Origin of the sequence: Streptomyces sp. NPDC000345 (assembly GCF_042898825.1) — a bacterium.
GTDB lineage: Bacteria > Actinomycetota > Actinomycetes > Streptomycetales > Streptomycetaceae > Streptomyces.
The window spans coordinates 230,898-257,882 of the sequence record NZ_JBIAZE010000005.1 but is presented as its reverse complement, the minus strand read 5'-3'; the positions used below and the strand labels follow the sequence as shown (position 1 = coordinate 257,882).

General features: G+C 72.1%; 21 protein-coding genes and 3 pseudogenes. 11 read left to right on the top strand and 13 right to left on the bottom strand.

What is annotated here, in order from left to right; translation table 11 throughout:
* Positions 1 to 3 precede the first annotated feature (3 nt).
* The gene (locus ACFY30_RS14300; protein ID WP_390845488.1) at positions 4 to 1,341 is read right to left on the bottom strand and encodes a carboxyl transferase domain-containing protein; all 1,338 of its coding nucleotides are present in this window, start codon (positions 1,339 to 1,341) and stop codon (positions 4 to 6) included.
* Positions 1,338 to 2,780: an acyl-CoA synthetase gene (locus ACFY30_RS14295; RefSeq protein WP_390845487.1), complete on the bottom strand. Its 1,443-nt coding sequence runs from the start codon at positions 2,778 to 2,780 to the stop codon at positions 1,338 to 1,340. Before ACFY30_RS14295 ends, ACFY30_RS14300 begins: the two co-directional genes overlap by 4 nt.
* 148 nt (positions 2,781 to 2,928) lie before the next feature.
* Here ACFY30_RS14295 and ACFY30_RS14290 point away from each other — a divergent pair, with 148 nt between their 5' ends.
* Positions 2,929 to 3,819 (top strand): RimK family alpha-L-glutamate ligase, encoded by an 891-nt coding sequence (locus ACFY30_RS14290; RefSeq protein WP_390845486.1) that lies wholly within the window; start codon positions 2,929 to 2,931, stop codon positions 3,817 to 3,819.
* On the opposite strand, the gene ACFY30_RS14285 is transcribed toward ACFY30_RS14290, so the two are convergent.
* Positions 3,782 to 4,399, bottom strand: coding sequence for a hypothetical protein (locus ACFY30_RS14285; RefSeq protein WP_390845485.1), 618 nt, complete (start codon positions 4,397 to 4,399; stop codon positions 3,782 to 3,784). The genes ACFY30_RS14290 and ACFY30_RS14285 overlap by 38 nt on opposite strands.
* Positions 4,400 to 4,533: 134 nt before the next feature.
* Here ACFY30_RS14285 and ACFY30_RS14280 point away from each other — a divergent pair, with 134 nt between their 5' ends.
* Together ACFY30_RS14280 and ACFY30_RS14275 are read left to right on the top strand one after the other, a co-directional pair.
* Entirely contained in the window at positions 4,534 to 5,307 is a 774-nt protein-coding gene (locus tag ACFY30_RS14280; protein WP_390845484.1) for an IclR family transcriptional regulator, read from the top strand.
* Positions 5,304 to 6,155, top strand: coding sequence for an SMP-30/gluconolactonase/LRE family protein (locus ACFY30_RS14275; RefSeq protein WP_390845483.1), 852 nt, complete (start codon positions 5,304 to 5,306; stop codon positions 6,153 to 6,155). Before ACFY30_RS14280 ends, ACFY30_RS14275 begins: the two co-directional genes overlap by 4 nt.
* 106 nt (positions 6,156 to 6,261) lie before the next feature.
* Here the strand turns inward: ACFY30_RS14275 and ACFY30_RS14270 are convergent, their stop codons facing one another.
* The 3 genes and pseudogenes from ACFY30_RS14270 to ACFY30_RS14260 form a co-directional block, all read right to left on the bottom strand.
* Entirely contained in the window at positions 6,262 to 7,674 is a 1,413-nt protein-coding gene (locus tag ACFY30_RS14270) for an NAD(P)/FAD-dependent oxidoreductase (protein WP_390845482.1), read from the bottom strand.
* A gap of 728 nt (positions 7,675 to 8,402) precedes the next feature.
* A pseudogene (locus tag ACFY30_RS14265) lies at positions 8,403 to 9,467 on the bottom strand (MAB_1171c family putative transporter); the annotation flags it as partial.
* On the bottom strand, positions 9,467 to 10,087 hold the full coding sequence (locus tag ACFY30_RS14260) for a toxin-antitoxin system, toxin component family protein (protein WP_390845481.1): 621 nt from the start codon (positions 10,085 to 10,087) through the stop codon (positions 9,467 to 9,469). The gene ACFY30_RS14260 and the pseudogene ACFY30_RS14265, both read right to left, overlap by 1 nt.
* Positions 10,088 to 10,339: 252 nt before the next feature.
* On the opposite strand from ACFY30_RS14260, the pseudogene ACFY30_RS14255 reads away from it, so the two are divergent.
* The 4 genes and pseudogenes from ACFY30_RS14255 to ACFY30_RS14240 form a co-directional block, all read left to right on the top strand.
* A pseudogene (locus ACFY30_RS14255) lies at positions 10,340 to 10,495 on the top strand (sugar transporter); the annotation flags it as partial.
* Positions 10,496 to 10,590: 95 nt separating this feature from the next.
* Positions 10,591 to 12,105, top strand: coding sequence for an alpha-N-arabinofuranosidase (locus ACFY30_RS14250; RefSeq protein ID WP_390845480.1), 1,515 nt, complete (start codon positions 10,591 to 10,593; stop codon positions 12,103 to 12,105).
* Between the two features lie 101 nt (positions 12,106 to 12,206).
* Positions 12,207 to 12,665, top strand: coding sequence for an RrF2 family transcriptional regulator (locus tag ACFY30_RS14245; RefSeq protein ID WP_390845479.1), 459 nt, complete (start codon positions 12,207 to 12,209; stop codon positions 12,663 to 12,665).
* A 116-nt stretch (positions 12,666 to 12,781) separates the two neighbouring features.
* Positions 12,782 to 13,684, top strand: coding sequence for a sulfite exporter TauE/SafE family protein (locus ACFY30_RS14240; RefSeq protein ID WP_390845478.1), 903 nt, complete (start codon positions 12,782 to 12,784; stop codon positions 13,682 to 13,684).
* 69 nt (positions 13,685 to 13,753) lie between these two features.
* Here ACFY30_RS14240 and ACFY30_RS14235 read toward each other — a convergent pair whose 3' ends face one another.
* Positions 13,754 to 14,605 carry an intradiol ring-cleavage dioxygenase gene (locus ACFY30_RS14235; protein ID WP_390845477.1) on the bottom strand — a complete coding sequence of 284 codons (852 nt, stop codon included), beginning with the start codon at positions 14,603 to 14,605 and terminating at the stop codon, positions 13,754 to 13,756.
* A 119-nt stretch (positions 14,606 to 14,724) separates the two neighbouring features.
* Positions 14,725 to 15,402, bottom strand: coding sequence for a macro domain-containing protein (locus ACFY30_RS14230; protein WP_390845476.1), 678 nt, complete (start codon positions 15,400 to 15,402; stop codon positions 14,725 to 14,727).
* Between the two features lie 117 nt (positions 15,403 to 15,519).
* Between ACFY30_RS14230 and ACFY30_RS14225 the strand changes: the two genes are divergently transcribed.
* The 3 genes from ACFY30_RS14225 (at position 15,520) to ACFY30_RS14215 (ending at position 19,194) form a co-directional block, all read left to right on the top strand.
* Positions 15,520 to 17,136: an ADP-ribosyltransferase domain-containing protein gene (locus ACFY30_RS14225; protein WP_390845475.1), complete on the top strand. Its 1,617-nt coding sequence runs from the start codon at positions 15,520 to 15,522 to the stop codon at positions 17,134 to 17,136.
* Positions 17,137 to 17,277: 141 nt separating this feature from the next.
* The gene (locus ACFY30_RS14220) at positions 17,278 to 17,934 is read left to right on the top strand and encodes a DUF4360 domain-containing protein (RefSeq protein ID WP_390845474.1); all 657 of its coding nucleotides are present in this window, start codon (positions 17,278 to 17,280) and stop codon (positions 17,932 to 17,934) included.
* A 135-nt stretch (positions 17,935 to 18,069) separates the two neighbouring features.
* A complete protein-coding gene (locus ACFY30_RS14215; RefSeq protein ID WP_390845473.1) occupies positions 18,070 to 19,194 on the top strand; it encodes an FAD-dependent monooxygenase in 1,125 nt (374 codons plus the stop codon).
* Between the two features lie 27 nt (positions 19,195 to 19,221).
* Here ACFY30_RS14215 and ACFY30_RS14210 read toward each other — a convergent pair whose 3' ends face one another.
* Positions 19,222 to 19,989 carry an intradiol ring-cleavage dioxygenase gene (locus tag ACFY30_RS14210; RefSeq protein ID WP_390845472.1) on the bottom strand — a complete coding sequence of 256 codons (768 nt, stop codon included), beginning with the start codon at positions 19,987 to 19,989 and terminating at the stop codon, positions 19,222 to 19,224.
* 240 nt (positions 19,990 to 20,229) lie between these two features.
* On the opposite strand from ACFY30_RS14210, the gene ACFY30_RS14205 reads away from it, so the two are divergent.
* Positions 20,230 to 21,201 carry an arabinan endo-1,5-alpha-L-arabinosidase gene (locus tag ACFY30_RS14205; RefSeq protein WP_390845471.1) on the top strand — a complete coding sequence of 324 codons (972 nt, stop codon included), beginning with the start codon at positions 20,230 to 20,232 and terminating at the stop codon, positions 21,199 to 21,201.
* A 12-nt stretch (positions 21,202 to 21,213) separates the two neighbouring features.
* On the opposite strand, the gene ACFY30_RS14200 is transcribed toward ACFY30_RS14205, so the two are convergent.
* The 4 genes and pseudogenes from ACFY30_RS14200 to mmsA all read right to left on the bottom strand — a co-directional run bounded on the left by ACFY30_RS14200 (position 21,214) and on the right by mmsA (position 26,983).
* On the bottom strand, positions 21,214 to 22,899 hold the full coding sequence (locus ACFY30_RS14200) for a pyridoxal phosphate-dependent aminotransferase (RefSeq protein WP_390845470.1): 1,686 nt from the start codon (positions 22,897 to 22,899) through the stop codon (positions 21,214 to 21,216).
* Between the two features lie 188 nt (positions 22,900 to 23,087).
* A pseudogene (locus ACFY30_RS14195) lies at positions 23,088 to 24,155 on the bottom strand (aldose epimerase family protein); the annotation flags it as partial.
* Between the two features lie 36 nt (positions 24,156 to 24,191).
* Positions 24,192 to 25,436, bottom strand: a complete 1,245-nt coding sequence (mmsB, locus tag ACFY30_RS14190; RefSeq protein WP_390845469.1) for a multiple monosaccharide ABC transporter permease — start codon at positions 25,434 to 25,436, stop codon at positions 24,192 to 24,194.
* The gene (gene mmsA / locus ACFY30_RS14185) at positions 25,433 to 26,983 is read right to left on the bottom strand and encodes a multiple monosaccharide ABC transporter ATP-binding protein (protein WP_390845468.1); all 1,551 of its coding nucleotides are present in this window, start codon (positions 26,981 to 26,983) and stop codon (positions 25,433 to 25,435) included. Before mmsA ends, mmsB begins: the two co-directional genes overlap by 4 nt.
* Between the last annotated feature and the right edge of the window lie 2 nt (positions 26,984 to 26,985).

The window sequence follows — 26,985 nt, the reverse complement described above, 5'->3', positions numbered from 1 at the left end:
TTTTCACGGCGTCCGCCGATCGTCCGTCCTGATCACCCCCAGTTCGGCCAAGTCCTGTGGCCGGATCCGGAGTTGGCGGGCCGTCGCCTCCACCTCCTCCGGTGGGCGCTTGAGGATGGCGGCGGCCGCCTCGGGGGCGATGACGGAGAAGTAGCTGTCCGGGGTGGCCCAGGTGCGGCCGGGGGCGGCCAGCGCGAGCGCCCCGCCCGAGCCGCCCTCGCCGATCACCAGGGTGGTGACCGGCGTACGGATGGTGGCGAGGGTGGCGAACAGCTCCGCGATCGCCGCGCCCGCGCCCTGCCGTTCCGCCTCGGCGTCGTTGGCCGCGCCCGGGGTGTCCACCAGGGTGAGCACCGGGATGCCGAGCCGGTCCGCGAGCCGGATCAGCCGGGTGGCCGTGCGGTACCCGGCGGGCCGGGTGGCGGCCCCGGTCTGCGCGGCGTACGCGACCGTACGGCCCCGGCGGTCGCCGAAGCCGCACAGCATCCCGTCGGGATCGGTGCCGCCGCAGCGGTCGCCGGAGATCGCGAGGCGGTCGGTGAAGTAGGCGTCCAGATAGCGTGCGGCGCGCGGCCGCCGGGGGGAGCGGGCGCGCCGTACGGCGTCCCAGCCGGAGACCGGCAGGTCCCTCGCGCCGAGCGGCTCCGGCACCGGGGCGGGCTCGTCCGAGGCCCCCGTCAGCAGCCGCAGCCACCGTCCCAGCGTCTCCCGCAGCTCCTCCGGCCGTACCACGGCGTCCGCCGACCCCGCCGCGACCTGCGCCCGAGCCGTGTACGCGGCCGGGTCGGCGTCCGCCGGCCGCACCCGCGACCCGGCGAAACCGACCTGCGCGCCGGGCAGCGCGAGAACGACGTCGGCGCCCGCGCCGAGCGTGGCCCAGCCCCCGCCGGTCGTCGGATCCCGCACCACCGCGACCTGCGGCAGCCCGGCCCTGCTGGTCAGCGCCGACTGCCGTGCGACACGCTGGAGTTGGCCGAGGGCGAGCATGCCCTCCTGCATCCGGCTGCCGCCCGTGGCGACCAACGGGACAACGGGGAGCCGGTGTTCACGGGCGTACGTGTACGCGGCCTCCAGCCGGTCCCCGGTGCGCTCGCCCAGCGAGCCGCCGAGGAAGCCGAACTCGAAGGCGATCAGCACCGCCCGGGTCCCCTCGACGATCGCGGTGCCGCACACGACGGACTCCGTCTCGCCGGTGCGTTCGGCGGCGCGGGCGCGGGAGAGGTCGTATCCGGGCCAGGCGAGCGGACCGTCCGGAGTGAAGTCCCTTCTTGGGTAGGTGAGTTCGGTGAAGGAGTCGGCCACGAGGGCGATGACCTCCCGCGCGCTCGCGCGTCCCGTCATGACGTCAGCGCCCGCTTCATGATCTTCCCCATGTCGTTGCGGGGCAGCGCCTCCAGGTAGCGGACCACGCGGGGCCGCTTGTGCGGAGCGAGCCGCCGGGCGACATGGCCGGCCAACTCGTCGCTGCCGGGCGGGGACTGAGGATCCACGGGGACGACCCACGCGACGATCCGCTCGCCGAGGTCCGCGTCGGGCTCGCCCGTGACGGCGGCCTCGCGCACCCCCGGATGCTCCAGCAGCGCGTTCTCGATCTCACCCGCCCCGATCTTGTACCCGCCGCTCTTGATGAGATCGGTGGCCTTGCGCCCGACGATCCGCACATACCCGTCGGGATCGAGCACCGCCACGTCGCCCGTCCGGAACCAGCCGTCGGCGCTGAAGGCGGCGGCCGTGGCGTCCGGCCGGTTGAGGTACTCCGTGAACAGGTGCGGCCCGCGTACCTGGATCTCCCCCACGGTCTCGCCGTCGTACGCCGTCACGACGGTCCCGTCCTCCTCCACGAGCCGCAGCTCCACGCCCGGCAGCGGCACACCCACGGTCCCGGCCCGCGCCTCCCCGTCGGCCCGCACGGAGGTGTTCATCAGCGTCTCCGTCATGCCGTACCGCTCGATCACCCGCCGCCCGGTCGCCGCCGCGATCCGCTCGTGGTCGTGCACGGGCAGCGCGGCCGAGCCGGACACCAGCAGCCGCGCCGCCGAGAGCCCCTTGACCAGCTCGGGGTCCCCGGGAAGTGCCTCGGCGATCCGGTGGTACATCGTCGGCACCCCGAACAGCATGCTCGCGCCGCCGTTCAGCTCCCGGGCGACGCCCTCCGTGGTGAACCGCCCCAGATGCCGTACGGACCCCCCGCGCCGCAGCGGTCCGAGCACGCCCAGCACGAGCCCGTGCACATGGAACAGGGGCAGTCCGTGCACCAGCACGTCCTCCCCGGTCCACTGCCAGGCGTCGGCCAGGGCGTCCAGGGTGGCGACCAGGGCGCGACGCGGGATGACGGCGCCCTTGGGCGGGCCCGTGGTGCCGGAGGTGTAGACGACGAGGGCCGGGCGCTCGTCGTCCACGGGCGCCGGTGACGGGGCCCCGGTGCCGTGCACCTCGACGTCAACCCGCGCCAACCCGTCGAGCGGGGCGGGCAGTTCGTCGCCCGGAGCGGCGAGGACGACGCCCGGCGCGCTGTCCTGGAGGATGTGCCCGAGCTCCTTCCCGCCCGACTTCGGGTTGAGCGGTACGGCGGCGGCCCCGGCGAGCAGCACCCCCACCACCCCCACGGCGGTCTCCAGGCCCGGCGTGGCCCACACGGCGACCCTTTCCGCCCCCCGCACCCGCTCCCCGACGGCCCCGGCCGCCGCCGCGAGCTCCGCGTACGTCAGGGTCCGCTCACCGAACCGCAGCGCGACCCGCTCGGAGGGATCGTCGGTCAGGGCGGGGAAGAGTGAGGACACGCGGACGCTCCTTGTACTAGTGGCCATGCCACCGATCCTGCCCGGGTCGAGCCGCCTCCACCATGTCGGCCACCCCACAGCTCACCTCATCCGGTTGTTAGCCTTCCCGGGACCGATCACCGGACATGCGTACGAAGATGGAGTCGCCGTGCCCCGCATCGCCCTCGTCACCTGCCGGCCCGGGCCCGAGGTCGCCGTCGACACCGATCTGCCGGGGCTGGTGGCGGCGCTGAGGGACGCCGGGGCGGACGCCGAGGCCGTCGTCTGGGACGACCCCGACGCCGACTGGGCGGGCTACGACCTCGCCGTGATCCGCTCCACCTGGGACTACAGCTGGCGCGCGGCGGAGTTCGTGGCCTGGGCGCAGCGGACCGGGGCGGTCACCCGGCTGGCCAACCCGGCCGGGGTGGTCCGCTGGAACAGCGACAAGCGGTACCTCGGGGAGCTCGCGGCGGCCGGAGTGCCGACCGTCCCGACGCGCTACCTCGCGCCCGGGGAGGGGGCCGGGTTGCCCGACGGCCACGAGTACGTCGTCAAGCCGACCTCCGGCGCGGGCGCCCGCTTCGCCGCCCGCTACACCCCCGACGAGCACGACACCGCCGTACGGCAGCTCGCGCGGATGCACGCGGAGGGCTTCACCGCGATGGTGCAGCCCTATGTGCGCGGCATCGACGTGGCCGGCGAGCGGGCGCTGCAGTTCTTCGACGGCCGTCTGCTGCACGCCAGCCGCAAGGGAGCCGTCCTCGCGCCCGGCACGCCGTACGACGAGCGCAAGGTGGCCCACCCGGGCCTGGAGCGGTGGCAGCCGACGGACGCCGAACTGGCCGTGGCCGAACAGGCCCTGGCGGCCGTGCCGGAGGCCCCCGAGCTGCTCTACGCGCGCGTGGACCTCGTGGACGGCGACGACGGGCGGCCGCAGGTCATGGAACTGGAGCTGGTCGAACCGAACCTGTTCCTGTCCCTGCACACCGGGTCGGTGACGGGGGTCGTGGCCGGGATCCTCAGAGCTGCCCGGGCGACAGACCGTTCCCGTCCCTGACCACCGTCCGCTGGAACAGTCCCCAGGTGAACTCGGCGATCATCTCCCGGCGTATCCCCAGGGCGTCCGGCGCGGTGAACGCCAGCCCCCAGCGGGTCGGGGCCGTGCCCTCGAGCGGGCGGGCCGGGGCGAAGGCGCGGGCCACCTCGTCGACCGTGCTGGACCAGGGGGCCAGGTCGTCCAGGGTCCGCAGGTCGGGGCTCTGCTCTCCCGGGGCGCGGACCAGCCACTCGTTCCAGACGGCGCCGTCCGGCGCGAGCAGGACCTCGAAGCGGAGCCGGGGCCACAGGGGGATCGGCCAGAGCCAGGCCTCGCAGTCGAGGTCGCCGACGCGGCGGGCGGTCCTCGACTCGGGTTCACCGAGGACCGAGCGGTAACGGGAGAGGGAGCCCCGCGCGTGCGGGGAGTGCACCATGGCCTGCCAACGTTTGTTGGCCTCCCTCATCTGCACGAGGGAGACCCCCAGACCATGGCGGGCGTCGTCCACCAGATCCGGGTTCTGGTCGGCCATGCGGCGCAGCAGGACGAGTTGGAAGTCGGAGACACTGAAGGTGCCGGCGAGGCGTTTCGGGGTCGGCATGCCCCCATCCTGGCCCACAGCGCGATCCAGGACCATTGCCCGTGGGAGCGGCTTGTGCGAGCCTGTGTTCGTCATGCCGATCGCCTGTTGAAATTTCGAACGCAGGCCAGGGACGAACAGGGAGGGGGCCGGTCGTGGGACGCCTCGTACCAGCCGTGACCCGAGCTCTCGACATTCTCGAGCTCTTCCTCGAAGGGGACGGGACGCTCTCCGCACCCGACATCGTGCGCAAGCTCCAGCTGCCGCGCACCACCGTGCACGAGCTGGTCACCACACTCGCCGCGCGCTCCTACATCGTCCCCGTGTCCGGACAGCCCGGACGCTACCGCCTGGGTGTCCGTCCGTACCAGCTCGGCAGCCGTTACGCCGAGCAGCTCGACCTCGCCGCCGAGGGCCAGCAGGTCGCCCGCACCGTCGCCGAGACCTGCGACGAGACGGTCCACGTGGCGATCCTCGAGGGCACGGACGTCATCTACATCGCCAAGGTCGACTCCACGCACGCGGTGCGCATGGTCTCGGCCGCCGGCCGGCGCCTGCCCGCCCACTGCACCTCCGTCGGCAAGATGCTGCTGGCCTCCCTCCCGGAGGCGGAGCTCACCGCCCGCATCCCCGACGACGCCGACCTCGTCCGGATGACCCCGAACAGCATCACCGAGCCAGGCGCGCTGCGCGAGGCGCTCGCGGAGATCCGGGAGCGGGGCATCGCCGTCGAGAGCCGGGAGTCCAACCCGGACGTCAGCTGCGTGGCCGCCCCCGTCCGCGACCGCACCGGCCAGGTCGTCGCCGCGCTCTCCATCTCCGTGCCGATGATCCGCTGGAGCGAGGAGCGCCGCGCCGAACTGGAGCAGCTCGCCGCCAAGGGCGCCGCCGAGCTGTCGGAACTCCTGGGCTACCGGAGCGCGGCATGACGACGCCTGCCTTCGACGTGGCGGTACGGGCCGAGGCGACCCTCGGCGAGGGCCCCACCTGGGACGCGGCGGCCGGCCGCCTCCTCTGGCTCGACATCCTGGGCGCCCGGCTGCACACCTACGACCCCTCGACCGGCCGTCGCTCGGTCCGGGTCACCGACCAGCACGTCGGCGCGGCCAAGCCCCGCGCCGGCGGCGGCCTGGTCCTCAACCTCCGTGACGGCGTGGGCCTCCTGGACGAGGACGGATCCTTCCGCTGGCTCCACCACGAGCCCGTCCCCGGCCGCCGCGCCAACGACGCCGCCGTCGCCCCCGACGGCTCCCTCTGGGCCGGCACCATGCGCTACGACGAGGCCCCCGGCGGCGGCACCCTGTCCCGCCTCACCGGCGACGGCACGGCCGGGACGGTCCTCGACGACGTGGCGGTGAGCAACGGCATCGGCTGGAGCCCGGACCACTCGCTGATGTACTACATCGACTCGCCGACCCGCCGCGTCGACGTCTTCGACCACAGCGAGGGCCGCGTCGCGAACCGCCGCACCTTCGTCGGGATCGAGGAGGGCGCCGGCTTCCCCGACGGACTGACCGTCGACGCGGAGGGCTGCGTGTGGGTGGCGCTGTGGGACGGCGGAGCGGTACGCAAATACACTCCTTCGGGTGAACTGGATCGTGTACTGATGTTGCCGACCCCGCGGGTGACGGCCTGTGCCTTCGGCGGCGCCGACCTGACGGACCTGTACATCACGACGGCCCGCGTGGGCCTGACGGACCCCCACCCGCTGGCGGGCTCCCTGCTGGTGATCCCGGACGCGGGCAAGGGCCTCGCCCAGCCTCCGTTCGCCGGATAGCCGGCCCGGGTCGCCGTGACGGCGGCTGCCGAGCGGCCGGGCGACGAGGGAGGGCGGGCGCGGCGGCAGCCCGCACGCGCGGGCGCCCCCTTCGCCGCGACCCCGGCTACTGCAACCCCGCCCGCTTCAGCTCGTCCCCGGTCAGCGGCGGCCCGGCCAACGCCGGCTTCAGCGGCCCCACCGCCGCCGCGACCAGCACCGACGGAGCCAGCAGCACCTCGGGCCCCCGCTCCAACGACGTCACATCCGTCACCCGGCGAGCGATCCGCCCGTTCCCGGTGGCCGTCAGCATCAGGCGGCCCACGTACGCGGCCAGCATCCGGTCCCGCAGCGTGGGCCCGTGCTCCGTCGCCCCCGGATAGAACACGTCCTGCCCGACGGCTAGATCCCACGCCGCCACCGCCGGCCGCGCCACCGCCCGCTGGATCCGGCGGGAGAGCCCGGCCGCACCCCACCCGTGCCGCCGCACCACGTCCCGCAGCAGCACCGCGCTCTGCGCGCCGACGGCGAGACCGTGACCGTAGAGCGGGTTGAACGCGGCGAGCGCGTCACCGAGGACGGCGAAGTTCTCGGGCCAGAGGGGCATCCGCTCGTAGAAGTGACGTCGGTTGCGAGTGGCCCGGGTGTACGACACGTCGGTGAGCGGCTCGGCGCGCTCCAGCAGCTCCCCGATGACCGGGTGCCGCAGCTCCTCCCGGGCGAAGCGGACGAAGTCGTCGGCCTCGGCGGACGGTTCACCGCCGCGCGAACCGTTGAGGGTGACGATCCAGCGGCCGTTCTCGATGGGCAGCAGGAAGCCGGCCCGGCCCGGGCGGCCGTCCCGCGGGTCCGGCTGCACGTTCACGATCGGGTAGCCGGAACGCGCCTGCTCGGGGGCGAGGTACAACCGGCTCGCGTACGCCAGCCCGGAATCGACCTCCCGCCGCTCCACGGCGGGCAGTCCGAGGTCCGTCAGCCAGTGGGAGGCCCGGGAGCCCCGCCCGGTCGCGTCGACGACCAGCCCGGCCCGCAGCACCCGCTCACCCGAGCCGTCCCGCCCCTTCTCCCGGATCCGCACCCCGGTGACCGCTCGCGCCCCGCCCTCCAGCCCCAGCACCTCGGTGCCGTCGAGGAGTTCGACCCGCCGGTCCGCGAGGACCTGGGCGCGGACCGTCGCGTCCAGCAGGTCGCGTCCGGCGAGGATGACGTGGTGCGACTCGGGCCAGCGCCGGAACCAGCCCCGCGCCCCCATGACGACCATGTCCGTGGTGACCGGATTCCGCCGCGCCCCCGCCTCCCGGAGCGCCTCCACGGCGCCCGGCAGCAGCTCGGCCACCGCCCGCACCCCGCCCGACCACAGCATGTGGGCGTGGTGCGCCTGCGGGAGCCCCTTGCGGGGCGCGGGGCCGTCGGGCAGGACGTCCCGCTCCACGACGACGACCCGCTCGGCGAGTCCGCTCAGGGCGGCCGCCGCGAGCATGCCCGCATGGGATCCCCCCAGGACGACGGCGGTTCTGGCGGGGGTGGGATCTTCACTCATGCGCTGACATGCTCTCTGCCGGGGCGGACCGCACGCTCGCGGACCGCGTCGATGTCTTCGGGATGGCGGAGGACCTCGGACACGGCCTGGATCTCCCGCAGCAGATAGGTGGTGTCGGGCCCGCCCGAACCGGAGCCGCCGGAGCCGCCGGTCCCCGCTTCGGCCGCCGGTCCGGGCGAGCCGGAACCGTACGCCCCGGACGGACGGGAGTCCGAGGGGCCCGCCCCGGCGGTGCGGGCGGCGTCTGTCGGGCGGGACGGGCCGGAGGAGGCCGCGAGGCCGGAGGACCCGGACGGACCGGAGAAGACCGCTGGGCCGGGGGAGCCCGTCAGGCCGGCGTTGGCCACCGGGCGGGGGGAGCCCGCCAGACCAGAGTCGGGCGCCGCCCCGGTGCCGGCCGCCGACCCCGCGTTGGCCGCCGGCCCAGCGTTGGCTGCCGGCTCGGAGGAGACCGCCGGGTCCGAGTGGGCCGCCACGTCAGGTGGGCCGTACGGACCCGAAGGGGCCGTCGGACCGGAAGCCCCCGTCGGGGCGGGAGAGGCCGTCGGATCGGAAGCCCCCGTCGGGGCGGGAGAGGCCGTCGGATCGGAAGCCCCCGTCGGGGCGGGAGAGGCCGTCGGATCGGAAGCCCCCGTCGGGGCGGAAGGGGCCGTCGGATCGGAAGCCCCCGTCGGATCGGAAGGGGCCGTCGGGGCGGGAGAGGCCGCCGGGGCGGAAACCCCCGTCGGACCGGCAGCCCCCGTCAGGGCGGAGCGGGTTCGTGCCGCCACCGCCTCCTGGATCGTCACCGCGGCCGCGAGGGCCTGCGCGCGGCCGCGGTCGAAGCCGAGGGCGACGGCCGCGTCGTAGGACCGTGCCCGCAGGTCGTCGTCGAGGTACCGGGACAGCTGGAGGACCGCGTCACGGATGAACGTCTCACGGCGGATCAGACGCAGTTCCGGGGTGGCCCGCAGCGCGAGCGGCTCACGGGTGCCGACGACGGAACGCATCAGCCGGGCGAGCGGCTTGAGACCGCGGTGCCGGCGGCGCACCCGCCAGCGCTCCTGGAGGTACTGGCCGGCGTGCGGGACGATGAAGCCGATCGCGACCAGCGTGGCGGCGACACAGGCCGCCGACGGCGCGATGTTGGTGTTCAGCCAGTCCAGGTCGTGCCCGGTCCACCGGGCCCCCACCGCCGTCAGCTTCGCCGCGCTGAACAGCAGGTTCGTCACGTACCCGGCCCCCAGGAAGCGCAGCCCCCAGCGCAGCCAGGCGTCCAGGCCCTCCGTGCGGCTCCAGTTCCAGATCAGGCCGGCCGTGACCGAGCAGGCCACCGTGTGCGCGAGCAGGTAGAGCAGGATCTCCTCGCGCATGAAGGGCGTGTTGGCGTAGTACGTGTCGAGGTCCCGGATCCGCTCCACCGGCACGTCGGCGAGCGCGAACAGCACCCACAGCGCCACCACGACCCCCGCGTACACGGAGACCACCCACCGGGTGGCACGCCGGGTCTGCGCCGAGCGCTCGGTGAGGTTGTTGCGCCAGGCGATGACCAGCAGCAGCCAGGACGCCGAGAGCGCGGTGAGCAGGGAGTACACCCAGGGCGCCGCGATGTTGGGGACGCCGGTGACCCGGTTGGTCCAGGCGATGGTCTTCGGGGCGGCGAACACGAACACCGCGCAGGCGAACAGCAGCAGACCGCCGACCGCGCGCAGCAGAGGGTCCCGCCACAGCTTGAGGATGCTGGGCAGCTTGATCGCCAGGGCGGCGCCCAGCACCACGGTGGGCAGCCAGAAGGAGATGTACAGGCCGTGCATCACGGGGCGGTGCCCCTGCGTCCGCGGTAGCCCAGCGTCCGCTGCACCGGCGACGCCGCGCCGCCCGGCCCGGGTGTGGGTCCGGCCTCGGACAGATACCGCCGGAAGCGGGCCGCGAGCCGGTGGCCGAAGTCGTCGGCCTCGGCCTCGTCGGCCTCCCGGGAGCCGTTGCGGGCGGCCACGGTCAGCGCGATGGAGTCCCAGCCGGGCCGTCCGGCGAGGACACCCGCCGCCTCCGTGCCGACGCCGTGGTGATGGTGCCGGTGGCCGGCGTGCAGATGCCACAACTCATGCCCGAGAATGACGAGTTGCTGTACGGCCTCGGCCCGCTCCTCCACGATGACCAGGTCGAAGTCACTGAACTCCACCCACAGTCCGGTCACGCCGATCTCGTCGGGGAACCGCTCGAACCGCAGCTCGACGGGCCGTCCGCCGCGCCGCGCGGCCATCTCCTCGCACAGGGCCCGGGACACCTCCCGCACGCCGGCCGGCCGCCGGGGCCGGGCCCGCAGCGCGGCGGCGAGCTCGCCGGCCAGCTCGCGCATGGCCGGGCCGGTCCTCGGGCGCCGCAGCGCGGAGGCGATCCGGGCCGCCCTCCCGCGCGCGCCCGCGATGTCCATCAGGTCCCGTCCCCCTTCTCACCGCCGAACGGCCGCCGGTCCGCCGCCTTCCGGCAGCGGGTTCGAGCCTACGCGGCTGGTTGTGTCCGCGTCACGAAAAGAACCGACCACACTCAGGATAGAAAGCGCTATCAGAAGTCGTGTCGAAACCATTGACGCGCAAGCGCATCGATTTTACGGTCCCGTTCGAAGTTACGGGCATGATTCGAAATATCGAACGACGACACCACGACGGGACGACAGGGGCAAGGTATGGGACGACCTGGCCTGAATCGCAGGCAACTTCTCGCCGCCGCAGGCGGGTTGACGGTCGCGGGCAGCTTCGGCCTCGCCGCCCTCGGCACCGGCGCCGACGCGCTGGCCGCCGGCAGCCGCACCCGCGTCCGCTACAGGAACCTCCTCCAAGGGCACGGGCCCGTGCCTGGTGCGGCTCCGCCGCGTGGGCGCGACCAGCCATGAACCACCCGCAGACAGAGCAGACAGAAACGAACCGAAAGGCCACGATGAGCACCGCCCGCTTCACCCTGGACCCCGCCTTCACCGTCGGCGAAGTCAACCCCCGTCTCTTCGGCTCCTTCGTCGAACACCTCGGCCGCTGCGTCTACACCGGCATCTTCGAACCGGACCACCCCGCCGCCGACGCCGAGGGCATCCGCACGGACGTCCTGGAGCTCGTCCGGGAACTCGGCGTCACCGCCATCCGCTACCCCGGCGGCAACTTCGTCTCCGGCTACAAGTGGGAGGACTCGGTCGGCCCCGCCGAAACGCGTCCCCGCCGGCTGGACCTCGCCTGGCACTCGACGGAGTCGAACCGCTTCGGCCTCTCCGAGTACATCGGCTTCCTCCGGAAGATCGGCCCGCGGGCCGAGCCCATGATGGCCGTCAACCTCGGCACCCGAGGCGTCGCCGAGGCCCTCGAACTCCAGGAGTACGCCAACCACTCCGAGGGCACCGCCCTCTCCGACCTGCGCGTGTCCCACGGCGACAAGGACCCCTTCGGCATCAGGCTGTGGTGCCTCGGCAACGAGATGGACGGCCCCTGGCAGACCGGCCACAAGACGGCCGAGGAGTACGGCCGGGCCGCCGCCGAGACGGCCCGCGCGATGCGCCAGATGGATCCGCACGTCGAACTGGTCGCCTGCGGCTCCTCCAGCCAGTCCATGCCCACCTTCGCCGCGTGGGAGGCGACGGTCCTCGAGGAGACGTATGACCTCGTCGACTACATCTCCCTGCACGCCTACTACTGGCCGCAGGACGGCGACGTCGACTCCTTCCTCGCCTCCGCCGTCGACATGGAGTCGTTCATCGACAACGTCGTGGCGACCGCCGACCACGTGGGCGCCCGGCTGAAGTCCAGGAAGCGGATCAACCTCTCCTTCGACGAGTGGAACGTCTGGTACCTGCCCCGGTGGGAGGAGCACGCCAAGGGCATCGACCAGGAGGACTGGCCGGAGGCCCCCCGCCTCCTGGAGGACAACTACAGCGTCACCGACGCCGTCGTCTTCGGCTCGCTCCTCATCGCCCTGCTGCGGCACGCGGACCGCGTCACCGTGGCCTGCCTCGCCCAGCTCGTCAACGTCATCGCCCCGATCATGACCGAGCCCGGCGGCCCGGCCTGGCGGCAGACGACGTTCTTCCCCTTCGCCCAGGCCGCCCGGTACGGCCGCGGCCGGGTCCTCGACGTCCGCGTGGACTCGCCGACGTACGAGACGAGGAAGTACGGCGAGGCGGACCTGCTGCACGCCACCGCGGTCCGCGCCGAGGACGGCACCGTCACCGTCTTCGCCGTCAACCGCAGCCGCACCGAGGCGCTGCCCCTCGAAGTGGCCCTGAACGGCCTGGACCTGACGTCGGTCGTCGAGCACAGCGCCCTCGCGGACGCCGACCCGGACGCACGGAACACCCTCGACGAACCGGAGCGGGTCGCCCCGCACCCGGTCGAGGGCACGGCCGTACGGGAGGGCATCCTCACCGCCGTACTCGAACCGCTGTCCTGGAACGTGATCCGGCTGGCCTAGGCCCTCTCCGGATCCGCCGGACAGGCCTGGCCACCCCGGGGACCGCCGACGGGCGGTCCCCGCCGATCACCTCGTCCGGCGCCGGGGGCCACAATGTCCGTATGAGGATCTCAGCGCGGGCGGACTACGCGGTGCGGGCGGTACTGGAGCTCGCCGTACGGCAGGGCGGTGACCCGGTGAAGGCGGAGACCGTCGCCGCCGCCCAGGACATTCCGCACAAGTTCCTGGAGGGGATCCTCGGTGATCTGCGGCGCGGCGGGATCGTCGACAGCAGGCGCGGCGGGGGCGGCGGCTACCGGCTGGCCCGGGACGCCGCGGCGATCACGGTGGCGGACGTGATCCGGGCGGTGGACGGCCCGATCGTCTCCGTACGCGGCGAACGGCCGACGGGCCTGACGTACACGGGGTCCGCGCAGCCCCTGCTCCCGCTCTGGATCGCGCTGCGGGCGAACGTGCGCCGGATCCTGGAGGGCGTCACGGTCGCGGACATCGCCGCGGACGCGCTGCCGGAGCCGGTGAAGGAGCTGGCGGCGGAGCCGGCGGCCTGGGAGAACCCCTAGCCGGCCGAGCGCGCACAGGTTTCACACCTTGCTCTCAGCTTGAGTGCCTACCCTCGCTCCCGTTCATCCCCACCTGACCGATGGGGAAAGCCGGGAACTAGGAAACGGTGTCCAGGATGCGCACGCTCGTACTGCTCGCCCTCGCGGGCCTCGGCGCCCAGCTCGTCGACGGCAGCCTCGGCATGGCCTACGGCGTGACGTCGACCACGCTGCTGCTGGCCCTGGGCACCAACCCGGCCGCGGCCTCGGCCACGGTCCACCTCGCGGAGATCGGTACGACGCTGATGTCCGGCGCCTCGCACTGGCGCTTCGGGAACGTGGACTGGAAGGTCGTCACGCGGATCGGCGTGCCGGGGGCGGTGGGCTCCTTCCTCGGCGCGACGGTCCTGTCGCGGCTGTCCACCGAGGTGGCGGAGCCGGCGATGTCCCTGATCCTGCTGGGCCTGGGTCTGTACGTGATGTCCCGCTTCACTTTCCGCGGCCTGCCCGAGGACCGCCTGGGCAAGCCGCTGCGCCGCCGCTTCCTGACCCCTCTCGGACTGGTGGCCGGTTTCCTGGACGCGACCGGCGGGGGCGGCTGGGGTCCGGTCGGCACGCCGGCGCTGCTGGCCAGCGGCCGGATGGAGCCCCGCAGGGTGATCGGCTCGGTCGACACCAGCGAGTTCCTGGTGGCGCTGGCGGCCAGCCTCGGCTTTCTGCTCTCGCTGGGCTCCCAGGGCCTGCGGTGGCCCTGGGTCGTGGCCTTCCTGCTCGGCGGTCTGATCGCCGCCCCCGTCGCCGCCTGGCTGGTCCGCCTCCTCCCGCCGCGCGTCCTCGGCTCGGCCGTCGGCGGCGTCATCGTCGCGACGAACGTCCGCACGCTGCTGAAGAGCGACTGGGTGGCGGCGCCGGGCCCGGTGAGCGCGCTGGTCTACGTCGTCCTGTACGCGGTGTGGGCGGCGGCCCTGGCGTACTCGATCCGGGCGCACCTCAGGGAGAAGGCGGCGGCGCCTCAGGAGCGGGAGCTGGTCGCGGCCTGACGCGCTGTTCCGCCGCGGGCCCGGACCGGTGCGTGGCCGGGGGCCGCGGCGGGGGCGGCACCGCCCGGGTCAGGCGGAGTCGACGCCCACGGTGAGGGTCGCCTGGTAGCCGTCGGAGACGCTGGAGCCGAGGGCGGTCAGGGTCAGCAGGCCCGAGGAGGCGCCTCCGCCGTCGTAGATGCCGTCGTCCGCCAGCAGGGTCTCCTCGGTGGTGTTCGCCGAGTACGGCGAGGTCGCCTGGACCTCGGCGTTGACGTCCGGGTCGAAGAACAGCTGGCCCGTGTGGATGATCTCGCCGCCGGTGTACGAGTCGTCCGTGAGGGTCACGTCCGTGTGCACCCGCATATGGACGTGGACCGCGCGGGAGACGTAGTGGCCGGGCCAGATCGAGGTGATGCTGCACTGGCCGTTCTCGTCGGTCATCTGGCCGCCGCGCAGGAACGTGCCGTTGTCCTCCTCCTGGTGGCCGTTGCCGCCGACGAAGCCCGAGTACTCACCGAGGGCGTCGCAGTGCCAGATCTCCACGAGCGCGCCGGCGAGCGGGGCGCAGTCGTCTGCCTGGTCGACGACGGTGAAGGTGTACCGGACCTCGAAGCCTTCCTTGTCCTCCCGGATGTCCTCGCGGACGAGGGCGCCTTCAAGGGAGTACGGCCCCTCCGTGACCTCGGCGTTCAGGGTGCAGATGCCGGAGGTGGCGGCGCTGGGGGCCGAGGCGCCGGTCTCGGCCGCGGTCGAGCCGGTCTCGCCGGTGGCGGTGTCCGCCGACGCCATGCCGGCGATCGCCAGTCCGCCGGCCGCGGCGACCGCGCTGCCGCCGATCAGAACGCGGCGGCGCTTCACGCTGGTGTCGAGCCGGTGCCTCCCGGGCCGCCGGTCGTCGTTGTCGTCGAGGATCTCGTGGTGCTCCGTGTTTCCCGTCATGCGGACGAAACTAGGAGCGCAGCTGAGGAAATCCTTCGTGTGCGGCTGTGAAGGGCCTGGGGATCTACCAGTCAACGCCCCTTGATTGTCACCGAGTTGGGGCAAGAGGGCGGCTCGGTTCAGCGGCGGGGGGCCGAGCGCTCGGGCGGCGCTATGCGGACCCGCTGCCCGGTGGGCGCGTTCTCGATGTCGTCGAGCTGCGCGACGATCGTGCTGCGCAGGTCGTCGTAGTCCTCGAAGCAGTAGTCGTGGAACAGCGTGTAGCCCGTCCACATCAGGTTGGCGCACACCTGGGCCGGCACCCGGCCGGTCCGCGCGCCCATGCCGACCAGCGCCACGGACCGGATGCTGCCGGGCGCCCCGCTGTTCTGCCGGTGGATCGCCTGGAACGCGGCGGCGCAGGCCAGGGCCACGTTCAGGGTCTCGCTCACGTTCTCCGAGGACTGTTCCATCGTCGGCGTCGAGATCAGGAACTTCGGGTTGGCCGCCCCGGACGGAACGCACACCGCGCTGCCCACCGGGAGCCGTCCCCCGAACCGGTCGCGGATCGCCCGCTGCACGCGCAACTGGATCCCGGCTCCGAGATGACGCTTGACGGCGGCGTCCACCCCGCCGTTCATCAGGCCGCGGGAGTTGGTCGGGCTCACCCAGGCGTCGGCCTTCTCGGCGAGGATCGAGCCCTTGCGGATCTCGATCCCCGGCGTGTCGGCGAACGCGGCCCGCCATGCCTCCACCACCTTCGCGTTGAGGTCGGTCAGGACCACCTCGAGCGGCGGCTGCACGCGGTTCACGGTCATGTTCCACACTCCCATCGGGGACCCGGTCCTTCCAGTGATCACGACGCTACAAGGACCCACTGACAACGCCCCGGCGTCGAAGGGACGTTGTCAGACCCCGCTGTTAGCGTCCCCGCCATGATCGACGCCGACGCCTCCGCGCAGCCCGACCCGAACGACCCGCTGGCCCTCGCCGAACTGTTCCAGGGCGGCGGTGAACCGTGGCTTCCGCTGCTCAAGCCCGTCATCGAGGCGCAGCCGGGCGCCGCCTCGTTCATCGGCCCCGGCCGCGGCCCCGACGTGGTCCCCGTCCGCGAACTCACCTTCCAGGCGCTCAAGCCGAACCCGCCGCACAAGTGGAAGGTCGTCGTCTTCGGCCAGAACCCGTACCCGCGGCCGGAGAGCGCCACCGGCATCGCCATGTTCGACAACGCCTTCCACGACTGGAAGGACAGCCAGTTCGGCAGGGTCGTCAGCATCCGCTGCATCATCAAGGCGGCGGCGATGTGGAAGTACGGCATCGCCAAGAAGACGCCGATAGCCGACGTCCGCGCGCTGTTGAAGGAGCGGGACACCGTCCAGCCGCCGGAGTGGTTCCAGGCGATGCTCACCCAGGGCGTCCTGCTGCTGAACGCGGCCCTCACCGCCAGCAGTGACGGGCCGAGGGGAGCCGACCCGCACACCGCGTTCTGGCGCCCGGTCGCCGAGCGGATCGTCGAGGAGATCCTCAAGGCCAAGCAGAACGCCGGCGAGGAGGACCGCGGGGTCGTCTTCGCGTGGTGGGGGGCGCACGCCCGGAGTCTGAAGCAGGTCGTCCTCAGGCTCCAGAAGAAGTACCCCGAGGTCGAGGTCCGGCACATCGACCACTGCAATCCCGCGGCGCAGGGCGACATCTTCTGCGACGGCGACCACTTCGGCATGGTGAACGACGCCCTGGCGTCGGTGGGCGCGGACGCGGTCGACTGGCTGCCGAGCAAGGGGTGGGACCAGCTCACGGCGGAGGCCGGCGGGAGCGGCGGCGGTGTCGCCGAACGCATGGGCGCGTTCATCTCGTCCACCATGGAACTGCACCAGCTCTATCTGGAGCGGCTCTCCAGCGTCAAGGACGAAGGTCTCGTCCTCCCGGCGATCACCGGTGTGTTCGACACGCCGCTGATGGACTTCCGGGAGGCCGTCGGGCCCGTGGCCGAGCTGCTGTCCGGACTGGACCGGCACGTCCGGCGGTCGCACGAGTTCGGCAAGCGGCGGGCCGACGAGGGGGCCGGGAACCTGTCCGCGGAGGCGATCGCCGCCCTCCATCTCTACACCTGCGAGTCCGCGTTCTACCGCGAGATCAACGCGATCCTGCGCCATCCGGACCGGTCGAAGGTCGTCCCGTACCTGCCGTATCTGCGGCTGCTGTTCTCGGCGGTGTCGGGGCTTCCCGTCCGCACGGAGCCGCTGTGGCGCGGGGTGCCGCTGGACCTGCGGGCGCAGTACCCGGTCGGACGGACCGTGACCTGGTGGGGCGTGTCCTCGTGCACGTCCGAGGTGGGCGTGGCGCGGGCGTTCCTGGGCAGCCGCGGCCGGCGGACGCTGTTCGAGGTGCGGCCCGCCCGGGCCGTCGGCATCCGTGACTTCTCCGCGTTCACGGGCGAGGAGGAGTTCATCCTCCTGCCGGGCACGCAGTTGAAGGTGGCGGAGGTGACGACCGGGCGCGGCGGTCTGTGCACCGTGCGGCTGACCGAATCGGAGGAGCGGCCCCTCGTGTCGTGAGCGGGTGTGTGAACGGGCCGGGGTGAATGGCCGGAGTTCGCCCTGGCCGCTCACCGGGGGTCTCCCTACGATTCCATCGCCGCGGCTCTTCACAGAAACCTCACAGGTTCTCCATGCTTCAACGAAGAGGAGAGACCCCCCATGGCAAGTGGACTGCTTCTGGGCGGCGCCGTCGCCGCCCTCGTCACCGCGGCGGTGCCCGCGCACGGCCCGTCCTCGTCACCGGTGTTCGCCGACCCGCCGCCGGACAAGATCGTCATCGACGTCGCCACGGTCAACGGCTCCGGCTGCCGCCCGGGATCGGCGGCCGTCGCGGTCTCGGAGGACAACACCGCCTTCACGGTGACCTACAGCGAGTACCTCGCGCAGGTGGGCGGCAACTCGGACCCGACCGCGTTCCGCAAGAACTGCCAGCTCAGCCTGATCGTCCATGTCCCGCAGGGCTTCACGTACGCCATCGCCCAGGCGGACTACCGCGGCTTCGCCTCGCTCCAGGCCGGTGCGAACGCCGTGCAGCGGGCCTCGTACTACTTCCAGGGCTCGTCACAGACGGTGTTCAAGAACCACACCTTCAACGGCGCGCTCAACGACAACTGGCAGGCGACCGACACCACCGACTGGGCGAACCTCGTCTACGCCCCGTGCGGAGTCCAGCGCAACTTCAACATCAACACCGAGCTGCGCGTGAACGCGGGCACCTCCTCGCCGTCCAAGGTCAGCTTCATGACGATGGACTCGACCGACGGCGACATCAGCACCGTGTACCACATGGCCTGGAAGGAGTGCCCGGGCAAGTGAGCCCGGGGCCGCCCGCCGCCCCAGCCGGCGCGGTGGGCGGCCCGTCCCCGCGCGCCGGGGCCCCGTGTCCCGGTCCTGCCCGTCCGGGGAGAATGCGGCGAGAGGATGCACGGGGCGAGCGGGGAGCGTGAGTTGATGAGTCGTCGTGGCGCGGTGGTCGTCGGCGGGGGCATAGGCGGGCTGGCGGCCGCGATCGGGCTGCACCGCATCGGCTGGGACGTGACGGTCCTGGAACGCGCTCCCGCCTTCGCCGACGTGGGGGCGGGCATCTCCCTGCACGCCAACGGCGTACGGGCGTTGGACGCGCTCGGCGTCGGCGAGGCGGCACGGGCCGTCGTGCGCCGCCTGTACACCGGCGGCACCCGCTCCACCGGCGGGCGGCTGCTGTCCCGGATGGACGGCGCGGCCCTGGAACGCCGGCTCGGCTTCCCGGTCGGCGGAGTCCTCCGTGCCGACCTGCACCGCGTCCTGCGCGAGGCGCTGCCCGCCGGGTGCGTGAAGAACGGCGAGGAGGTGACCGGCCTGCACCGCGTGGGCGACGCCGATCTCGTCGTCGCCGCCGACGGGGTCAGCAGCCGGCTGCGCGCCCAGCTGTTCCCCCGTCATCCCGGCGCCGTCTACAGCGGTACGACGGTCCTGCGGGCCCTCACCGAGCACCCGCTCCCCGACCCGCCGGCCGACCTGGAGCTGACCTGGGGGCCGGGCGCCGAGTTCGGGCATCTCGTCTTCCACGACGGACGGGCCGAATGGCACGCGGTGCTCGACGTGCCGCCCGGGGTACGCCACGCCGATCCCCTCGCGGCGATGCGCCGCCGGTTCGGCGGCTGGCACGACCCCATTCCCGCTCTCCTGGACGCGACCCGCCCCGAGGACGTCCTCCACCACGACATCCATGAACTGGCCACCCCGCTCCCCGCGTTCGCCGTCGGCCGGGTGGTGCTCCTCGGTGACGCCGCCCACGCCATGACCCCGAACCTCGGTCAGGGCGCCAGCCAGGCCCTGGAGGACGCGGTGGTCCTGGCGGCCCGCCTGTCCACCGAACCCACCGTCGCCTCGGCGCTGCGCCGCTACGACGTGGAACGCCGCCGCCGCACCCGGTCGGTCGCCCGTGCCGCCCGCCAGGCCGGCCGCATGGGGCACGGCCTCACCCACCCCCTCGCCATCGCCCTGCGGGACACGGCCCTGCGTCTGGCCCCGTCCGGGGTCACCCTCCGCGCCGCCCTGCGGCACGCGGACTGGGCGCCGCCGCGGCTGCGGTGACGCCCAGTCGGACACCGGGGAACGGGGTCAGCCGTCGACGCCCAGGGTCAGCGTCCCGGCGTACCCGGAGGACGTCGAGCTCCCCAGGGCCGTCAGGGTGAGGAGGCCGGACGCGGCGCCTCCGTCGTCGTAGATGGAGTCCTGGGCGAGGGTGGTGCGGGTGACCGTGTTGGTCGAGTACGGCGAGACCCTCGCGACGGCGGTCGTGATCGTCTCGTTGAAGAAGAGCTGGCCGGTGTGGACCTCCTGGCCGCCGGTGAAGTGGCCGTCGGAGGTGACCGTGACACCGGTGTGCACCTTGACGTGGATGTGCACGCAGCGGCCCCGGTACCAGCCGGGGTAGACCGAGGTGATCGCGGCGACCCCGCTGGAGTCGGTGAGCACCGCGCCGCGCAGGAAGGTGCCGTCGTCCGGCTCGCTGTGGCCGTTGTTGCCGACGAAGCCGGAGTACTCGCCGAGGGCGTCGGCGTGCCAGAGCTCGACCAGGGCGTTGCTGAGGGGGGCGCAGCTGCCGGAGTCGACGACCGTGAGCGTCAGCTTCAGCGGGATGCCGGCCTTGCCCTCGGTGATGTCGGAGCGGACGTACTGTCCGTCGAGGTAGTAGGGACCTTCGGTCATCTCCTTGGTGAGGGTGCAGACGGCCGCGGCGGCGACGGGGGCGGCGTCGGCCGTCGTGGCTGTGGGGGCTTCGGACGACGCGGCGGCGCCCACCGCCAGGGTGGCGGCGGCGGCACCGGTGGCCACGAGAACGGTACGGCGTCCGATCGGGCTGCGGGTTTCCGAGGTGTCTGTCATGGACACGGCACCATAGGAACGGATCCTGTCGACAGGCTGTCAGACCGGTAAAGTGAGTGTTCGTCAAGTTACTTGCCGGGCAAGGTGCCGAGACCGCCCGTCCGTCCGGCGCTTCTCGAAGACTTTCGGGTGGCCGCGCGGAGCATTGACGCGCAGGGGGTTCGATTCTACGGTCCCGTCCGACGACGCGACCTCTGTTCGAAACCACGGACGACGAACCCCCGCTGAAGGAGCGTCCGCATGAGCCGCACCTCTCGCAGAGCTGCCCTTCTCTCCGTCCCCGCCGCGATCCTGCTGGCCCTGACCCCCACCACGGCCTCCGCCTACCCCAACCCCGGCACGGTCACCGGATCGACGGTGGTCCACGACCCGACCATGATCCGCACCTCCGCCGGCCGCTACCTCCTCTACGCCACGGGCGGCGGTCTGGCCCACCGCACCTCCACCGACCGCGTCGCGTTCAGCGCGGGCGCCGACGCCTTCTCCACCCGGCCGGGCTGGTGGTCGGCGTACGGCACCACCGAGGCCTGGGCGCCGGACATCTCGTACCACGGCGGCAAGTACCTGATGTACTACGCCGTCTCGACGTTCGGCTCCAACAAGTCCGCGATCGGACTGGCGGGTTCGAGCACCGGACTGCCCGGCTCCTGGACCGACTACGGCACCGTCTACACCTCCACCACCTCCAGCGACTACAACGCCATCGACCCGAACCTCTTCGTGGACGACGACGGCAGGTGGTGGCTCTCCTTCGGGAGCTGGTGGACGGGCATCAAGATGATCCGCCTCGACCCGTCCACCGGGAAGCAGCTCTCCTCCGACACCGCCCGCCGCTCCCTGGCCGCCCGTCCCACCGGCACGAAGGCCGTCGAGGCCCCGTACATCGTCAAACGGAACGGCTCCTACTACCTGTTCGCCTCCTACGACACCTGCTGCGCCGGCACCAGCTCGACGTACAAGGTGAAGGTCGGACGCGCCACCGGCGTCACCGGGCCGTACTACGACAAGAACGGCGTCGCCATGACGAACAACGGCGGCACCGCCGTGCTGGAGTCGCACGGCAGTGTCATCGGGCCCGGCGGGCAGTCGATCATGAACGACGTCGACGGCGACCTGATCGTCTACCACTACTACGACGGCAACGACAACGGCACACCCAGGCTCGGCGTCAACCTGCTGAGCTGGAGCACCGGCTGGCCGGTGGCGTACTGAGCCCCTCCGGCCCTATCCCGCCTGTCCCATCCCCGCCGCGTTCGGCCAGCTCTGGGCGTTCGGCCAGCCGGTCGCCGCGGCGGGGGACAGGCCGTTGGTGCCCCGGACCTGGGCGGCGGTGAGGCCCCCGCGGGCCGGGACGCCGGGCGGGGTCGGGGCGGGCGCCATCGGCGCGGGGGGCGGGCTCATGGCGGCCGGGCTCATCGCGGCCGGGGCCATCGCGGCGGGGGCCATCGGGGCGGGGGCCATCGCCGCCGGGGCCATGGCCGCCGGAGCCGCGGCCGGGACCGGGACCGGCGCCGGGGCCGGAGCGGGCGCGGGCACAGGCTGGGGGAAGACCTGTGCGGCGGCCGGCAACGGCATCCCGGCGCCGTTGGACGGGGCGGCCTGCGCCACGGCGGGCGCCTGCATCGGCATGCCGGCGGCGGCCGGGGCCGCGACCGGTCCCGGCATGCCGACGGCCTGAGCGGCGAGGTTGTGCATGCCGGCCCCGTTGGTGGCTTCCACCAGCAGCCGGTCCACGGCCGCCGTGCCCGAGCTGTAGCTGGTCCCGGTGCCCAGCTCGGGCACGGCGGCTCCCCTCCTGGTCCCGTAGAGCACCTGTTCCAGGCCGGACACCAGGCGACGCACGTCCACCTGGGGGCGCACCACGAGCCGCAGGAAGCGGCTGGAGGAACCGATCTTGTTACCGCACTCACGGACCAGGATGCGGTGCTCGGTGAGCAGCCGGTCCCGGACCACGGTGCCCTCGGCGCCGACGGGAAGGCGCACGAAGAGGAAGTTCCCCTGGGAGGGGTAGACGGTCAGGCCGGGCAGCGCGGAGAGCTGGCTGGCCATGTCCAGGCGGTCCCGGCGCACCTGCAGCAGGCTCTGCGCGTACTCGGGGCCGTGCTCCTTGAGCATGAACACCACGTACTCGGCGAAGGCGTTGAGGTTCCACTTCGGCAGCATCGAGCGGACCTTGCCGGCCAGGGAGGGGTTGGCGACCATGTAGCCGAAGCGGATGCCGTGCAGACCGAAGTTCTTGCCGAGGCTGCGCAGCACGATGACGTTCGGCCGGATCATCGCCTCCTGCACGACGCTGGGCTCCTGCTCCGCGTCGGCGAACTCCAGGAACGACTCGTCGATGACGATCAGGTCCAGGTCGGCCATCGCGTCCATGAACTGCACCAGCGCGTGCTTGTGCAGGAAGCCGCCGTCGGGGTTGTTCGGGTTGCAGATGACCGCGACCCGGGTGCCACGCGTCCGGATGAACTCGGCGTACTGGGCGAGGTCGAGCGCGAAGCCGCTGGACTCCTGGAGCGGGAACATGTCGACCCGCTTGCCGGTCTCCATCGGCTGGTCGGTCCAGCGGCCGAAGGTGGGGACCGGGACGGCCAGGGACTCGCGGACCAGCAGGTGGTCGATCCAGGTGATCAGCTCGGTCGAGCCGTTGCCCATGGCCACGGCGCTCGGCGGCAGCTGGAGCAGGTTGCACAGTTCCGCGGTGATGGTGTCGGCGCTGCTCGGGTAGTACGTGATGATGTCCCGCAGCCGCTGGGACATCGTGTCCATCATGGCCGGGGTGGGGAAGTAGGGGTTGCACGGAATACAGAAGTCCACCGGGCCGGTGCCGTCCCCGCCCTCGCGTGTCAGCGCCGCCATCGACGGGCTGTGCGCCGCCGTACTGCGGAACAACGAGGTGACGTTGTCGGCCATGGAACCTCCGTAGGGGGCGGGCCCGGTGGGGACGGCCGGGCCCGTCGTCTGGGTGGCCCGCGCGGGGGAGCACGGGCCGCCCCTACATACGGAGGTGTGAGTGACCCCGTTCAACCGGTGTGAAAAAAATGTGAGTTGGGGAACCGGGGGGCGATGTTTCGCGTCGGGCCCCGGCCCGCCGCGCGTTCTCAGGCGCCGAACGAGTGGATCGTCGTCGTCCGGTAGGTCTGCCCGGGGCGCAGCACGGTCGACGGGAACGACGGCTGGTTGGGCGAGTCCGGGAAGTGCTGCGTCTCCAGGCACAGGCCGTCGCCCTGCCGGTAGACGCGGCCGCCGGTGCCGGTGAGCGTGCCGTCGAGGAAGTTGCCCGAGTAGAACTGCAGACCGGGCTCGACGGTGGAGACCGTGAGGGTGCGGCCGGAGCCCGGGTCGCGCAGCGTGGCCACCTGCACCGGCTCGGCGGTGACGCCCTTGTCCAGGACCCAGTTGTGGTCGTAGCCCTTGGCGGCGATCTGCTGCGGGTGCCCGGCCCGGAGGCCGTGTCCGATCGCCCTGGGCTCGCGGAAGTCGAAGGGGGTGCCGGCGACCTCCGCGAGGTCGCCGGTGGGGATCAGGCCCGGGTCGGTGGGCGTGTAGCGGGAGGCGGCGATCATGAGCTCGTGGTCCTCGACCGTGCCGCCGCCCTCGCCGCCGAGGTTCCAGTAGACGTGACTGGTGAGGTTGACGACGGTGGCCCTGTCCGTGGTGGCCTCGTAGTCGACGCGCCAGTCGCCGTCACCGGTGAGGGTGTACGTGACCTTCACCTTCAGCGTGCCCGGGTAGCCCATCTCCCCGTCGGCGCTCGTGCGGTACAGGTGCAGGCCCAGGTCCGGGCCCCGTGTGAACGGTTCGACGTCCCACACCTGGCTGTCGAAACCCGTGGTCCCGCCGTGCAGGCTGTTCGCGCCGTCGTTCACGGCGACCCGGTGGTCCTCCCCGTCGAGGCTGAACCGGCCCCCGCCGATCCGGTTGCCGTAGCGGCCGATCAGGGCGCCGAAGTAGGGGGACCTGCCCACGTAGTCCCCGAGGGTGGCGAAGCCGAGCGCGACGTTGGCGTACCGGCCGTGCCGGTCCGGGATCTCCAGGGACCGCACGATCCCGCCGTAGGAGAGGACCTCCAGTCGTGTCCCGCCGTTCTCCAGCGCCCAGCTGTGGATCCGTGTGCCGTCGGCGAGCTCGCCGAAGACCGTCTTCACCGTTTTCCGCCTCCCCTGTGCGAAGGGCCCCGCCTTCCGGCGGGGCCCGATCCGGATCTACGAACCGGACTTGCGCTTGTTCCACACGTCGAACCCGACCGCGGCCAGCAGGGCCAGGCCCTTGATGACCTGCTGCCAGTCGGTGCCGACGCTCAGGAGGTTCATGCCGTTGTTCAGCACACCGAGGACGAGACCACCGATGATCGCGCCGAGGACGGTGCCGACACCGCCGCTCATGGACGCGCCGCCGATGAACGACGAGGCGATCGCCTCGAGTTCGAAGTTGAGGCCCGCCTTCGGCGAGGCCGCGTTCAGACGGGCGGCGACCACCAGACCCGCCAGGGCCGCGAGCACGCCCATGTTCAGGAAGACGTAGAAGGTGACCTTCTTGTCCTTCACACCGGACAGCTTCGCCGCCGGCAGGTTGCCGCCGATCGCGTAGATGTGACGGCCGAAGACGGCGTTGCGCATCACGTAGCCGTAGCCGACCACCAGCACGCCCAGGATCAGCAGCACGATCGGCGCGCCCTTGTAGCTGGCGAGCAGCATGGTGACGGTGAGGATCGCGGCGACGATCGCGACGAGCTTGAGCAGGAAGAGGTTCCTGGGCGCCACGTCGAGGGAGAACTCCTGCTGACGCTTGCGGTCGCGGATCTCCTGCACCACCACGAAGACCAGCAGGACGATGCCCAGCAGCAGCGTGATGTTGTGGTAGTTCGTCTCGGGGCCGGCCTCCGGCAGGAAGCCGTTGCCCATCTTCTGCAGGCCGTCGGGGAACGGGCCGAGGGTCTGGCCCTCCAGCAGGATCTCCGTCAGACCGCGGAAGAGCAGCATGCCCGCCAGGGTGACGATGAAGGACGGTATGCCGAGATAGGCGATGAGGAAGCCCTGCACCGAGCCGGCGACCGCGCCCACGACCAGGCACAGCATCAGCGCCACGGGCCACGCCACGTCGTGCTGCACGGTCAGGACGGCCGCGAAGGCTCCGACGAACGCCGTCAGTGATCCGACCGACAGATCGATGTGGCCCGCGATGATCACCAGCATCATGCCGATCGCGAGGATCAGGATGTAGCTGTTCTGCAGGACCAGGTTGGAGACGTTGCGCGGCAGCAGCAGGTCGCCGCCGGTCCACACCTGGAACAGGACCACGATCAGGCCGAGCGCGATCAGCATGCCGTACTGGCGCATGTTGCGGCGCAGACCGCTCAGCACCAGCTGGAACAGGCTGCCCTCGCCGGCCCCGCCGCTCTTGCCGGGCGGCGCGGCGGCCGGGCTCTTGTCCGTCACATCGGTGCTCATCGCGTTACCTCTTTGTCCTTCGTCATCTGACGCATCAGCACTTCCTGCGTGGCCTCGGCCCGCGGGACCTCGCCCGTGAGCCGCCCGGCGGCCATGGTGTAGATGCGGTCGCACATGCCGAGCAGTTCGGGCAGCTCGGAGGAGATGAAGACGACCGCCTTGCCCTGGGCGGCCAGCTGGTCGATGACCGTGTAGATCTCGTACTTGGCACCCACGTCGATGCCGCGGGTGGGCTCGTCCAGGATCAGCACGTCCGGACCCGCGAAGATCCACTTGCTGAGGACGACCTTCTGCTGGTTGCCGCCGGACAGCTTGCCCACCGGCTCGAACACCGTCGGCGCCTTGATGTTCATGGACTTGCGGAAGCCCTCGGCGACCTGCCGCTCCTCGTGCTCGTCGACGATCCCCCGCCTGGCCACCTTCTTCAGGGCGGTCAGCGAGATGTTGCGGTTGATCGTGTCGATGAGGTTGAGGCCGTAGTGCTTGCGGTCCTCGGTGACGTACGCGATGCCGTGCTGGACCGCCTCCGCGACGGTCTTCGTCCGGATCTCCTTGCCGTCCTTGAGGACCGTGCCGCCCGCGTGCCGGCCGTAGGTCCGCCCGAAGACGCTCATCGCGAGCTCGGTGCGGCCCGCGCCCATCAGGCCGGCGATACCGACGATCTCCCCGCGCCGCACGGAGATCGACACGTCGTCGACGACCTTGCGCTGCTGGTCGATCGGGTGGTGCACGGTCCAGTTGCGGATCTCCAGGGCCGGTGCCGCGCCCTCCTCCGGGTGGTGCGGGGTGCGCTCGGGGAAGCGGTGGTCGAGGTCGCGGCCGACCATGCCGCTGATGATCCGGTCCTCGGTCGTCCCGGGCGCCTTCACGTCGAGCGTCTCGATGGACTGCCCGTCGCGGATGATCGTCACCGAGTCGGCGACCTTGCGGATCTCGTTGAGCTTGTGGGAGATGATGATCGAGGTGATGCCCTGCTTCTTCAGCTCCAGGATGAGATTGAGCAGTTTGTCGCTGTCCTCGTCGTTCAGCGCCGCCGTCGGCTCGTCCAGGATGAGCAGCTTCACCTTCTTGGACAGCGCCTTGGCGATCTCCACGAGCTGCTGCTTGCCCACGCCGATGTCGGCGACACGGGTCTCCGGGTGGTCGTCGAGACCGACCCGGCGCAGCAGCTCGGTGGCGTGCCGCAGGGTCTCCCGCCAGTCGATGAACCCGCCCTTGGCATGTTCGTTGCCGAGGAAGATGTTCTCCGCCAGCGAGAGGTACGGCGACAGCGCCAGCTCCTGGTGGATGATCACGATGCCGCGCTGCTCGCTCGCCCGGATGTCCTTGAAGGAGCAGAGCTCTCCCTCGAAGAGGATCTCGCCCTCGTAACTGCCGTGCGGATGGACGCCGGAGAGCACCTTCATCAAGGTGGACTTGCCGGCGCCGTTCTCACCGCAGATGGCGTGGACCTCGCCCTGGCGGACGGTCAGGGTGACGTCCGACAGCGCCTTCACACCGGGAAAGGTCTTGACGATCGAGCGCATTTCCAGGACGGGTCCCGCCATGG

Excerpts from the sequence above, each read along its gene's own strand:
- ACFY30_RS14235 (WP_390845477.1), bottom strand. The coding sequence starts at position 14,605 with ATGACGGGAAACACGGAGCACCACGAGATCCTCGACGACAACGACGAC.
- ACFY30_RS14225 (WP_390845475.1), top strand. The coding sequence starts at position 15,520 with ATGATCGACGCCGACGCCTCCGCGCAGCCCGACCCGAACGACCCGCTG.
- ACFY30_RS14215 (WP_390845473.1), top strand. The coding sequence starts at position 18,070 with ATGAGTCGTCGTGGCGCGGTGGTCGTCGGCGGGGGCATAGGCGGGCTG.
- ACFY30_RS14200 (WP_390845470.1), bottom strand. The coding sequence starts at position 22,899 with ATGGCCGACAACGTCACCTCGTTGTTCCGCAGTACGGCGGCGCACAGC.
- ACFY30_RS14300 (WP_390845488.1), bottom strand. The coding sequence starts at position 1,341 with ATGACGGGACGCGCGAGCGCGCGGGAGGTCATCGCCCTCGTGGCCGAC.
- ACFY30_RS14220 (WP_390845474.1), top strand. The coding sequence starts at position 17,278 with ATGGCAAGTGGACTGCTTCTGGGCGGCGCCGTCGCCGCCCTCGTCACC.
- ACFY30_RS14245 (WP_390845479.1), top strand. The coding sequence starts at position 12,207 with ATGAGGATCTCAGCGCGGGCGGACTACGCGGTGCGGGCGGTACTGGAG.
- ACFY30_RS14260 (WP_390845481.1), bottom strand. The coding sequence starts at position 10,087 with ATGGACATCGCGGGCGCGCGCGGGAGGGCGGCCCGGATCGCCTCCGCG.
- ACFY30_RS14285 (WP_390845485.1), bottom strand. The coding sequence starts at position 4,399 with ATGCCGACCCCGAAACGCCTCGCCGGCACCTTCAGTGTCTCCGACTTC.
- ACFY30_RS14230 (WP_390845476.1), bottom strand. The coding sequence starts at position 15,402 with ATGACCGTGAACCGCGTGCAGCCGCCGCTCGAGGTGGTCCTGACCGAC.
- mmsA (WP_390845468.1), bottom strand. The coding sequence starts at position 26,983 with ATGGCGGGACCCGTCCTGGAAATGCGCTCGATCGTCAAGACCTTTCCC.
- ACFY30_RS14270 (WP_390845482.1), bottom strand. The coding sequence starts at position 7,674 with ATGAGTGAAGATCCCACCCCCGCCAGAACCGCCGTCGTCCTGGGGGGA.
- ACFY30_RS14275 (WP_390845483.1), top strand. The coding sequence starts at position 5,304 with ATGACGACGCCTGCCTTCGACGTGGCGGTACGGGCCGAGGCGACCCTC.
- ACFY30_RS14250 (WP_390845480.1), top strand. The coding sequence starts at position 10,591 with ATGAGCACCGCCCGCTTCACCCTGGACCCCGCCTTCACCGTCGGCGAA.
- ACFY30_RS14205 (WP_390845471.1), top strand. The coding sequence starts at position 20,230 with ATGAGCCGCACCTCTCGCAGAGCTGCCCTTCTCTCCGTCCCCGCCGCG.
- ACFY30_RS14240 (WP_390845478.1), top strand. The coding sequence starts at position 12,782 with ATGCGCACGCTCGTACTGCTCGCCCTCGCGGGCCTCGGCGCCCAGCTC.
- ACFY30_RS14210 (WP_390845472.1), bottom strand. The coding sequence starts at position 19,989 with ATGACAGACACCTCGGAAACCCGCAGCCCGATCGGACGCCGTACCGTT.
- mmsB (WP_390845469.1), bottom strand. The coding sequence starts at position 25,436 with ATGAGCACCGATGTGACGGACAAGAGCCCGGCCGCCGCGCCGCCCGGC.